General features: G+C 47.9%; 9 protein-coding genes and 1 riboswitch. Of the genes, 2 read left to right on the forward strand and 7 right to left on the reverse strand.

What is annotated here, in order from left to right; translation table 11 throughout:
• Positions 1–28: 28 nt before the first annotated feature.
• The 3 genes from ACFYU8_RS11440 to ACFYU8_RS11450 form a co-directional block, all read right to left on the reverse strand.
• Positions 29–487, reverse strand: a complete 459-nt coding sequence (locus ACFYU8_RS11440; RefSeq protein WP_012685410.1) for a chemotaxis protein CheX — start codon at positions 485–487, stop codon at positions 29–31.
• Between the two features lie 78 nt (positions 488–565).
• The gene (locus tag ACFYU8_RS11445) at positions 566–964 is read right to left on the reverse strand and encodes a hypothetical protein (RefSeq protein ID WP_390298395.1); all 399 of its coding nucleotides are present in this window, start codon (positions 962–964) and stop codon (positions 566–568) included.
• A gap of 70 nt (positions 965–1,034) precedes the next feature.
• Positions 1,035–4,781: a S8 family serine peptidase gene (locus ACFYU8_RS11450; RefSeq protein WP_390298398.1), complete on the reverse strand. Its 3,747-nt coding sequence runs from the start codon at positions 4,779–4,781 to the stop codon at positions 1,035–1,037.
• A gap of 189 nt (positions 4,782–4,970) precedes the next feature.
• Between ACFYU8_RS11450 and ACFYU8_RS11455 the strand changes: the two genes are divergently transcribed.
• Positions 4,971–5,411 (forward strand): MarR family winged helix-turn-helix transcriptional regulator, encoded by a 441-nt coding sequence (locus ACFYU8_RS11455; protein WP_390298401.1) that lies wholly within the window; start codon positions 4,971–4,973, stop codon positions 5,409–5,411.
• Positions 5,412–6,026: 615 nt separating this feature from the next.
• Here ACFYU8_RS11455 and sdhB read toward each other — a convergent pair.
• The 3 genes from sdhB to ACFYU8_RS11470 are packed head-to-tail and all read right to left on the reverse strand — an operon-like array spanning position 6,027 to position 9,180.
• The gene (sdhB, locus tag ACFYU8_RS11460) at positions 6,027–6,776 is read right to left on the reverse strand and encodes a succinate dehydrogenase iron-sulfur subunit (protein ID WP_106841616.1); all 750 of its coding nucleotides are present in this window, start codon (positions 6,774–6,776) and stop codon (positions 6,027–6,029) included.
• An 18-nt stretch (positions 6,777–6,794) separates the two neighbouring features.
• The gene (gene sdhA / locus ACFYU8_RS11465) at positions 6,795–8,549 is read right to left on the reverse strand and encodes a succinate dehydrogenase flavoprotein subunit (RefSeq protein ID WP_390298404.1); all 1,755 of its coding nucleotides are present in this window, start codon (positions 8,547–8,549) and stop codon (positions 6,795–6,797) included.
• A 19-nt stretch (positions 8,550–8,568) separates the two neighbouring features.
• Entirely contained in the window at positions 8,569–9,180 is a 612-nt protein-coding gene (locus tag ACFYU8_RS11470; protein WP_390298407.1) for a succinate dehydrogenase cytochrome b558 subunit, read from the reverse strand.
• Between the two features lie 429 nt (positions 9,181–9,609).
• On the opposite strand from ACFYU8_RS11470, the gene ACFYU8_RS11475 reads away from it, so the two are divergent.
• Positions 9,610–10,062 (forward strand): YslB family protein, encoded by a 453-nt coding sequence (locus ACFYU8_RS11475; protein ID WP_390298410.1) that lies wholly within the window; start codon positions 9,610–9,612, stop codon positions 10,060–10,062.
• A 49-nt stretch (positions 10,063–10,111) separates the two neighbouring features.
• Here the strand turns inward: ACFYU8_RS11475 and ACFYU8_RS11480 are convergent, their stop codons facing one another.
• Positions 10,112–11,353, reverse strand: a complete 1,242-nt coding sequence (locus ACFYU8_RS11480; RefSeq protein WP_390298413.1) for an aspartate kinase — start codon at positions 11,351–11,353, stop codon at positions 10,112–10,114.
• Positions 11,354–11,584: 231 nt separating this feature from the next.
• Positions 11,585–11,772: riboswitch (Lysine riboswitch) on the reverse strand.
• Between the last annotated feature and the right edge of the window lie 26 nt (positions 11,773–11,798).

Below are 11,798 nucleotides of genomic sequence, written 5' to 3' on the forward strand. Positions count from 1 at the left end.
CACCAAAAAAGACGGCCATTAGCCGCCTCTATCTTATCACAATAATTTGAATATCCAGTCTGCCCATGTCGTGAAGATCGAGTGGTGCTATCAATGCTGTTCCTGCCATGTCTTTCAAATCATGCTGGTGTAAAAATAAGGGCGGGGTTATGTCTACAATAACACCTCGATTGGACAAAAGCGTACTCGCATTCCCGGAAATCATATTCCCCAACTCGGAAATGGCACTTTTTCCGAGCTCATCCATCTCTTGTACAGGATAGCCGCCCATCATGGCCGAGACAATACGCAAAGCCAATTCCTCTTGCAGACCGAAAAAGACCTCACCTTGTAATTGACCTGTCATTCCGATTCGAATCCATGTATGGCCTTCTACATGGCTCCATTCTCTTTCAGCTAACTCTCCACGCGAAATGTCGACATTGCATACTTGTTGAATCACGGACGAAGCTGATTCAAGAAATGGATCAAGATATTGGACTATCATCTGCGTTCTCTTCCTTTCCCGGGCAATTCCTCTCATATAGGACTATCATAATGTCGATTTTTGGCAGATGCAATAGGATTACGAAAACTTCATAGGCATAAGGTCACGAAAACAAGGCGTATTGGGGAAACAATCCTCTACTTTTGTCTCATGACGAATGGTATAGATGGCCGTGCACGTTCGCAAGTCTAATATTTCTACACCAATCTCATGCTTACTCAATTGCCACATCGGAAGCTGGATTCTATCAAAGGCAAAAACAGTATCTCCAAATGCCAAGCATTCCTGTATACAGCGCTCAGCATCGTAATGCTCATCAGCCTCGAGCAAATGAACTGGCTCCAAACCGAATTGTTCGATCAGATGTATGCGATCCCATAATTTCTCTGCCCCACGCTTCCTCTTGGCGGTCCTTCTCGGTGATAGCACAGGGTACTCTCTCGTAACATATTCCCACATGATCCCGTGATAAAACATGAAATGCAATCCTCCCACAAAAATTTGGCCCGGCACTAGCCTTTTAGCTGCTAATGCCGAGCCCGCTCGCCTATTTTTTCGTTCCGACGACGTTCACCTCAGCTCGGGCTTCCCTCCCCAGTGCATCAGTGGCGACAACCGTCAGTTTTTGCTTGCCTTCCTCTACCTCATGAAGCACCAAGCGAAATAGCCCACGATCATTCGCGTTGGTCTGAAAGCTCTTTGAACCATAGTTGATTTGGAGGTTAACAGCACCAGCACCTGTCACTTTCCCTTCGATGGGCAGTGCTTCACCTTCCTGCCCTTCTAGCTGTTTGTTCGGTAGCTGTATCGTCGGAGCTGGCACTGTTCGCGCCTTGTAGGATACACGCTGCTCCCCATTGCTTATGACGACCGACCCTGCATTGGCATCGACGTACGCATAAACCAGCAACATGCTTTGATTGTCTGCACCGTCTTTCCCTTCAAGCAAAATGCGATTTTCTCCCTGCTTCATACTCAGAATTTGCGTTACGTATTTTTGCGCAGGGATTTCCAATTGCTCTTCTTCAAAGGAGGACACGATTTGCCCATTGATACTTACCTGACCTTTATAGGTTTGATCTCTGTACATGAAGCGGACCGGAACCAGCATATTCTTTGTTGCTGGATCGAACTGTACGTCTTCGCTGCCATCGTTTAGCAGTTGCAGTGTCGGAGGACTCGTATCGACGATGACCCGCTGCGTGAATTGGCGCTTGTTTCCATACATATCCATTGCACTGTACATCACATAGTTGAGGCCTTCCGTTAATCGCAGGATGGTTTCAAATGATCCATCCGTCGCCAGCTTTACAGGCGTTTTGTTAATCGACAAGCGGACTCTGTCCATCATATCCTCGCCTGTTACTTTGCCCCTGAAGGCCACATCCGGCTGCTTGGATATTTTCAGATAAGGAAACAAATCATCCGGGAACTCCACAAATGGCGGAGTGCTATCGCTTTTCCCGTTAATATGCGCCACACTGATATTCCCTGCGTAATCATGCCCTACTACACTCATTTTTTTATCCGGCTGATTAATAAGTGTGCTGGACACTTTTGGAGAATAGGGGCCACCTACCCTTTTGCCGTTTACATAGAGAAAATAGGCCTGGATATCTTTATCGCGGCTGCTCCACTGAACCCGGTTTCCTGACACAGATGCTGTAATAACAGGAGCTTTTGTATCCACGCGGATGGGGAGAGTCATCGATTGCCAATTTGCATTGCGTCTGTCTATTTTGGCCTTAATGGAGAATTGGTACTGTCCATCAGGCGCCTGTATATAGGCGCCTTTTTGCGGAGAAAAGATCTTTCCGTCCCAGCTCCATGCTTCCTTTTCCGTATAATAGTATGGTGTCCCCAGCTTGGATTGGTCGTACTTGCTCACCTTTTCATCGCGCACAAGCGTGCGAACTGGCTTGCCTGACTGGTCTAATACTTCGACGATAATATGACGGGCATTGCGCAAAAACGTAATCGAAGGAGCAGCGACATCGTAATGCCCATCCCCGTTTGGCGAGAAGGCAATTTCATTGGGATCAATTTTCTCACCGCCATCGGTTTTGACACCCGTAACACCTAGATAATCCCGATAGCGCCACTTATCGTTGCGTTTATCGTGATACCAGCTCGTCTTGACACCCGTTCGTTTTTCCTGGCTTTCTGCCTCCCATACGGGCTGATCCATAATCCTTGGTTCATCCCAATCGCCGTAGAAGCCATAAAACGGAGTTCGCAACGTAGGCAACTCCTTATCATCTGGTTGAAAGGAAATAAAGCCTTCTGCAAATTGATTGCGTGCGGATCCTGTCGGAATCGTGAGCGTTATCTTCACTTCCTCTAACTTCCCTGGCGCAACTGTAACCTTAGGAGCGGAAAATTGCAGTTCTGCCCCCTCGAAAAGGGTATTTGTCAGCATGTTGATCCCATTCTTGCGCAAGTCAGTCATGACGCCAAACTCATTTTGCAGCTGGTACGTAATCGGCTTTTTGCCAAACTTGTTATTAATAAACAGAGAAAAGGTCGTTGAATTCCCGATCTCTCCTAACGAGACGCCTGCTTTTCCTTTTGCATTCACAACGATGGCTGGCGTCTTGATCGCCTTAGCGATTTGCATTAGACCTGCCCCTTGAACCCGTGGACTGTAAGGTACTTTTTTTGCCTTCTCTTTATCCGTTGCCGGGACGCTGATTTGCGGATCGATAATCGGTTCTGCTGTATTCATCGCCGCAGCCTTTAACGTATCGACAAGCGATCTGCCTTGCAGATTTCGCCCTTGCTTGAGATAGCCTTGCTTCAGTAAAGCCATTCCGCCTGCCACATGTGGCGTCGCCATGGACGTACCACTTTTCACGGCATATTCAGACTCTCGGGTGAGCGACAAGATGCCCCCACCTGGAGCCGCAATCTCCGGCTTGAATTGCATATCGGGTGTTGGTCCCCATGATGAAAAAGCCGAGATCGTTCCTCCGTCTGGATAAGGCATTGAATTTTGGCCATATTCACCGTTAAATGAGATCGTCACTTTCTTGCCTTTTTTAATCGCTTGCGCCATTTGCTCGCCCATGTGTTTCAAGACAGAAACAGCCGGGATTTGTTTGGCATGCTCCGCACTGATAATGAGTGGTCCCATTTCATTGTTGTAGATGACAGCGCCAACTGCTCCTGCTTCTTTGGCGAGGCGCAGCTTTTCGTCGAATGAAATGTCACCTCGCTCGAGCAATACCACTTTATCTTTTACGGAAACATTGTAGTCTTCCTTCTTCCCTTTCCCCATATAGACAAGCGGGTACGGCTTCATCAGCGTCATGACCGGGTTTATCGCTCCCCCGCCTTCCACATATCCGGATAAATACACGACTTTCTCCATACCGGGTACCCCTTGCACTGTGAAGCTATAGCCAGCCAGTGCAGTAGCGTTGACAGAGGCAACGGAAAAAGCATCAGGACTCAAGCCTGGAGAACCGATCATGGCGATATCCGGATTCTGTGCTCGTACCTTATTACTGCCGAAATACGCATCATTGCCCGCCGCTGCCACTACTATGATCCCATTGTCTACTGCTTTCTTTACAGCCATTTGCTCCACATTTGTTTCATCCACATAGCCCGCAGAGGAGCCGAGACTCAAATTGATGACATCTGCTTTTTTCGTAATGGAATCATTAATCGCAAATAAAATCGATTCACCCAGCCCAGGAACCTCGCTTTGATAATTAGAGAATACTTTTTGACTGATGAGCTGGGCTTCGGGAGCTACCCCTTTTACTTTTCCGTTCGCTCCAATTATTCCCGCCACATGGATACCATGCTGAGATTCCGATACGTCTTCGGTTGTTTGCGTACGGTCAGCCCAGTTAAAGCCAGGGATCACCTTCTGGGAAGAGCCTGACTTTTGCATGGCTGAACGCTTATCATGCGGGACAGGCAAATCAGGGTGACTCGGATTGACTCCCGTATCGATCACGGAAACGAGCATGCCTTCCCCTTTTACCCCTGCTTCCTCCCAAGCCCGAATCGCCTCAATCATTTCCAGCGAATTGACAGGGGCAGATTTTAATTGCTCGCCTCGTAGCTGCAATTCTTGTGGCTGCCATTCATCTGCCTTCGTTCTACTTAGCCCATCACTGTGTTTTTCGATCGCCTTGCCTGTATGTAATGGCTGTTGCATTTCCGAAAGATCCTGCAAAATCTGTGTACGAATGGTCGCTGATCCTTCAAACGCTGTTGTGTTGACAGTCGTTGCGGGAAGCAAAGCCAATATCAATCCAATGCTGCATACCTTTTTCTTCATCGTTTGCCCCCTTGCTGGAAGTCATTCCATTATGTTTTCAGTTTTCACTAGGAATCGCTTAGGTATTCCCTTCTTTTCATGAAGGTTGACAAACGAAGTATTTTCAGCCTATATTTAAGTGCGTTAAATATTACATATCAAATATTCCCAATAACGAAAGAATAGATCAAATAAGGAGATGATACGAGCATGCCCTCCCCCTCAACAGATACGCTTGAGCGCCTGCAGGAGGCGTTTCGTACCATTATGCGCACGATGGGAACGCAATTGGCCGAACCTGTCTCTGGTTTAACTGGCCCGCAATTCTACATTCTTCATCAGTTGGAGCAGAAGGAAAAATGCACCGTTGGAGAATTGGCTGAATCAATGGGGGTCAAACCAAGTGCAATCACAGCAATGGTCGACCGTTTGGATAAACACGGTTTCGTCGCCCGTGATCGTGATGAGGAAGATCGCCGAGTGGTTTACATCAGCTTGCGTGATTCTGGCAAACATATTTTGAAAGTAGCCAAGCAGAATCGAAGAGAAAAGCTAAATAAAATGTTCTCTCACCTCAGCGAAGATGAACTCCAGCACTTCGTCAGCATTTTTGAAAAGCTGGCCGTGGCGGCGGTCATCGAGGCGAATTGAAAAAACTCCTTGTATGTTGCTGGTGTGGTGGGGAGGAAACAGGAGAAAACGCTCAGCTTCTAGGGCCACCCCCTGGAGGAATTGACTGCACGACTCCATGCAAAAAGCGAAACCGCGTCCAAAGTGGTCCATTCAGGATGTTTTTCAGAGGTGGACGCTTAAGAGCGTGTTTCGCTTTTTGCATTCCGTCTCGGTCGGTGTCCCTAAGATCTTCGCTTTTTTCTCCTGTTTCCTCTACGAGCATTCAGTGTGATCCGTTTTTTAAAAGCTTTAATAGATTGAAGAACGTAATCAGTTACGACAGAGAAGAATATTTCCAGACGTAGCGACTTGTGGAGTCCTACCGAGCAGAGAAGGGATTCGCGGGCAACAGAAACGCAACGTGCCCTCGCTACGAAGCGGCTACCACTTTTGCGTTTCCCCGCGAATCCCTTCGGAGCGGACAGTGCATGCTCCCCCGTGGGACGGAGCCTCGAGCCTAGACTGGAAATATTCTTCTCTCCACTACAGCCACATGTTCCCCTCATGCAGTAAGCACTTAAACTAACTTCCCTATAAGTTCAAAAAAGGCGTGCATTCCGGATAACCGGCGCACGCCTTTTCTATTGCAAACAATTAGGAGAAGAAGAACTTCTTCACTGCATGTTTGGTTGTTTCTTTGTTCATGTGAGCGATCGAAGTTGTCAGCGGAATGCCTTTTGGACATGCTTGTACGCAGTTTTGCGAGTTACCGCAATCACCGATACCGCCATCTTCCATCAAAGCTTCCAGACGCTCATGCTTGTTCATCATACCCGTTGGATGCTGGTTGAACAGACGAACCTGCGAAATTGCGAACGGACCGATAAAGTCAGCCTTCGCATTCACGTTCGGGCAAGCTTCCAAGCAAACACCGCACGTCATGCACTTCGAAAGCTCGTATGCCCATTGACGCTCCACTTCTGGCATACGAGGACCTGGTCCCAGATCATGCGTACCATCGATTGGAACCCATGCTTTTACGCGTTTCAGAGCATCGAACATGCGGCTGCGGTCAATCGACAAGTCACGCTGTACAGGGAAGGTGCTCATTGGCTCAAGACGAATCGGCTGTTCCAGTTTATCTACCAGTGCCGAGCAAGCTTGGCGTGGTCTTCCGTTAATAACCATCGAGCACGCACCGCATACTTCTTCCAAGCAGTTCGATTCCCAGTTTACTGGAGACGTTTTTTGACCTTGTGCGTTGAGTGGATTACGTTGAATCTCCATCAAAGCACTGATCACGTTCATACCAGGACGATAAGGGATTTTGAACTCTTCCTTGTACGGAGTGCTGTCAGGGCTATCTTGACGAGTGATAATCAAATGGATCAATTTTTCTGCCATGATCAGTTTCCTCCTCTCTTATTTCTTGTCAGACGTATAGTCACGTTTACGTGGTGCGATCAGGGATACATCGATATCTTCATAGTAGATTTCTGGCGCAGTTGTTTCTGCATTGAACTTCGCCATTGTCGTCTTCATGAAGTTTTCGTCATCACGCTCAGGGAAATCAGGCTTGTAGTGAGCACCGCGGCTCTCGTCACGCTTGAGGGCACCGATCGTGATCGCACGGGACAATACGAGCATGTTCCACAGATGACGGGTAAACGCAGCACCCGAGTTGCTCCATTTATTCGTATCGTTGATATTGATCTTTTTGTAGCGTTCCATCAGTTCAACGATCTTATCATCCGTTCTTTGCAGACGGTCATTGTAACGAACTACCGTTACGTTGTCAGTCATCCACTCACCCAGTTCCTTGTGGATCAGGTAAGCATTTTCTGTTCCGTCCATTTTCACGATGCTGTCGTATTTCGCTTGCTCTTGGCTAGCAAAGCCGTCAAAGAGCGTGGAAGACAGGTCATCAGAGGATTTGTTCAAGCCTTTGATGTACTCGATCGCTTTTGGACCTGCAACCATACCGCCATAGATCGCGGACAGGAGGGAGTTCGCACCCAAACGGTTTGCACCGTGCTGAGAGTAATCGCACTCACCTGCTGCAAACAGACCAGGAATGTTGGTCATTTGGTTGTAGTCTACCCACATACCGCCCATGGAGTAGTGAACCGCAGGGAAAATCTTCATTGGAACTTTACGTGGGTCATCCCCAACGAATTTTTCGTAAATCTCGATAATACCGCCCAGTTTAACATCCAGTTCTTTTGGATCTTTATGGGACAGGTCGAGGTATACCATGTTTTCGCCGTTGATACCCAGTTTCATATCTACGCAAACAGAGAAGATTTCGCGAGTCGCGATGTCACGCGGAACCAGGTTTCCGTATGCAGGGTATTTATCTTCAAGGAAGTACCATGGCTTACCGTCTCTGTATGTCCATACACGGCCACCCTCACCACGAGCAGACTCGGACATCAGACGCAGCTTGTCGTCGCCAGGGATCGCAGTTGGGTGAATTTGGATCATCTCACCATTGGAGTAGATAACCCCTTGTTGATACGCCGCAGATGCTGCTGTACCCGTATTGATAATCGAGTTCGTCGATTTACCGAAGATGATACCAGGTCCGCCTGTTGCCAAAATAACGGCATCTGCACGGAAGGATTGAATTTCACCGGAACGCATGTTTTGCGCAGTAATCCCGCGACAGGTTCCTACATCGTCCAAAACGGCTCCGAGGAAATCCCAATATTCGTACTTGGTTACCAGACCTTCAGCTTCATAACGGCGCACTTGCTCGTCCAATGCGTACAGGAGCTGTTGTCCAGTTGTCGCACCTGCAAAAGCGGTACGGTGATGCTTGGTTCCCCCGAAACGACGGAAGTCCAACAGACCTTCTGGTGTACGGTTAAACATTACACCCATGCGGTCCAGCATGTAGATGATGCCTGGTGCTGCATCAGTCATTGCTTTTACTGGCGGTTGGTTAGCCAAGAAGTCTCCGCCATATACTGTATCGTCGAAGTGCTCCCATGTGGAGTCGCCTTCCCCTTTGGTATTTACCGCACCGTTAATACCGCCCTGCGCACAGACAGAGTGGGAACGTTTTACCGGAACCAGGGAGAACAGCTGGACGGGAACGCCTTTTTCTGCTGCTTTGATGGTAGCCATCAAGCCGGCCAAACCTCCACCGACAATGATCAGTTTACCTTTTGCCATGAGTTTTGTCCCCCTATCCCTACAGAATGAAAGCCGACATCGCACGCAAGCCGATGAAGGTTACAACTACGAATACGCCCAAAGTCAGGAATGTTGCAATGCGCTGGGAACGCGGCCCAACTGTAATTCCCCAGTGAACCAGAAACGACCACAGTCCGTTGGAGAAGTGGAAAGTCGTGCTAATAATCCCGATTGTGTAGAATACGATCATTGCAGGACTGCTCAAAATGTTTGCCATCATGTCATAATCCACGTGTGTACCCAGTGCTTTTTGGATACGAGTTTCCCAAACATGCCAAACAATAAAAATGAGGGTAATGACTCCTGTAACGCGTTGCCACAAGAACATTTGATTTCGGAAGTAACCGAAGTTCCCTACGTTATGCTTCGCTTGGAACGCAATGTAGAGACCGTAAACAGCGTGAAACAGGATCGGGAGGTAGATCAATGCAAATTCAAGTACTAACAGAAATGGAAGGCTTTCAATGAAGCCTACGGCCTGGTTGAAAGCTTCAGGCCCACGAGTCGCTTGATAGTTGGCTGTCAAGTGGAACACGAGGAAGAGCCCGATCGGAAACAAACCAAGAAGTGAGTGTAGCTTGTGACTGAGAAAGCTATGGCCTTTCGCCATACAATGGTCCCCCTTTCAATGTATGTAACTCTCAATTCTGTGAAAAACGTCAAGCGTCACCGCAAGCGGTCCAAAACGGTTTTCGGCCGTTTTGATAGACCTTCCCCCAATATCCTAACCCATTGCCTCACCCATTAGACATAGCAAAACCGCCACGATCATTTTATGAACAGCATCTTGAAGCTGTTCACAAAAAGACTGCGTTCACTAGATCAACTGAATTTGTCGGAATGTGTCAAAATACGAGAAAAAGTTGGGCAAAACTTTGACCAAATCCAATTGTACTCTTGTCGACACAGAGCGTCAAGACAATCAATGTACTAAATACATTGATAGAATAACTTTGTTTAGTCCAGCTATTTTTTCTATTACGATGTCATGAATGCGGGTCCCTTCTCATAATCTAGTACAGACAGGAGGGAAGCACATATGAAAGAGAAGGATCAGCTTGCAGCACTGTTACCGCCGCAAACCATTCCCTATGCGGAAAGAATAAATATGCCCTATCTTGGCTATCATCTTCTACGCGAAACGCTGACCAGCACCCTGCTAGGCGATAGTGAGAACCATATTCTCTATTGGATAGGAAAAAATATGGGTCGCCAAATCCCCATTCAATCTGCAACAGGCCCAATTATGCCTTTTATTCGGCTCGGATTAGGCCAGCTAGACGTCGTGGAGGAGACCGGGCAAACTATCGTCTATTCACTCACTCATTCTATTTTTAGTTATCAGTCTATAGAGAGACTAGAATGCAGTCTTTCTTTTGAGGCCGGAATCATCGCAGGTATGATTGAGCAGTGGAAAGAAAGAGAAGCGTTCAGCAAAATCGAAATGGAAAGCCCTTCAGACATACGTATATCTGTACAAGTGGCGTCATGAATAAAATGCCCCCTCTACCTATAACGAAGGGAGAGGGAGCATCCATCTTTTATACTCCGTGCACGACCGCGGTTTCCTCGACATCCAGACCGTATGCCGAATGAAGACTGCGAACAGCCAGCTCCGTCAAGGCTGCTGGAATGACGCAAGAAACCTTGATATCTGACGTAGATACCATTTTAATAGAAATTTCTTTTTCTGCCAGGACGCGGAACATTTCGGCAGCTACCCCTGGATTGTTAATCATACCAGAGCCAACAATGGATACTTTGGTCAAGCTTTCCTCGAAGTCAACTTTTTCAAAGCCAAGCTCCGTTTTGTTCCTGTCAAGTGTATCCAGTGCTTTTTTCAGATCATCCGCTGCAACTGTAAACGAAATGTTCGTAACAGAGGCATCATAGGAGCTTTGGATAATGATATCGACATTCACCTGATTGTCCGCCAGCGTATTGAACAGACGGGAGAGTGTCCCGACCTTGGCAGGCATACCGACAACCGTGATTTTTGCTACATCTTCATCGTGTGCAACTCCACTTACTACTCTTCCTGTTTCCATGTTGGCAACCTCCTCAACGTACGTACCATCTTCGGCAGTAAAGCTGGAGCGGACGACCAGCCTTACCTTATATTTTTTCGCAGCCTCTACTGACCTTGGATGAAGAACCCCTGCACCGAGGTTCGCCAGCTCCAGCATCTCGTCATACGAGATCGTATCCAGCTTGCTCGCAGCTGGAACGACTCGCGGATCAGCTGTATACACCCCAGACACGTCCGTAAAGATTTCGCATTTCTCAGCGTTCAGGCTCGCTGCGAGAGTAACCGCAGATGTATCCGATCCACCGCGGCCGAGCGTCGTAATTTCACCTTCGTCACTGATCCCTTGGAATCCTGCCACGATCACCACACGACCACGGCCGAGCTCGGATTGAATCCTCTCTGGATCAATCTGCTTGATCCGTGCTCTTCCGTGAATCGCCTCCGTGGTGATTCCAGCTTGCCAACCCGTCAGGGAAATGGCATCGTAGCCTTTTGTATGCAAGGCCATCGACAAAAGCGCGATCGATACCTGCTCCCCCGTGGTCAGCAGCATATCCATTTCACGCTCGGATGGGTATGCGCTAATCTGCTTGGCCATGTCTACCAACACGTCAGTAGATTTCCCCATTGCAGAAACAACGACTACCACATCATGTCCTTCCTCTTTGTAGCTGATAATTCGATCCGCAACTCGTAAAATTCGCTCAATGGTACCTACAGAGGTGCCTCCGTATTTCTGCACGATCAACCCCATGCGGCTTCTCTCCCTTTTTCTCATATCCAATGTTGGTATTTATCTCGGATCGTATGGTTTTTCACTATTCTCTCTATATGGAAAAGTCTTGCATTTTTATTTTACAAAAAAGGCACCGACAAGGAATAAGACCTGCCGCTGCCTATTATTTCGACATACCGGTTCCTCCCTCCCAATACACGCGGACAATGAAGATTGACAGTAATCACCATCAAAACTCACATTGACACACCGTGAGATAGCTCTCCATCTGACAATTGGTCATTGTGCAGATGACAGTCCTGCATTTATTCAACGCAGACCCAGCATGGAGAAAAGCGGGTTTCCCTCCACACTTCGGCGAATTCCCCTTTCCCGTCCCCTTCACAGATACCCGATCTCAGGGTGGTACTCTTGGTTTTCGCACCTCTACCTCACTCCATAATGGAAGTGAGGCTAACTATTC

The organism is Brevibacillus sp. NPDC003359, from assembly GCF_042878995.1.
Taxonomy (GTDB): Bacteria; Bacillota; Bacilli; order Brevibacillales; family Brevibacillaceae; genus Brevibacillus.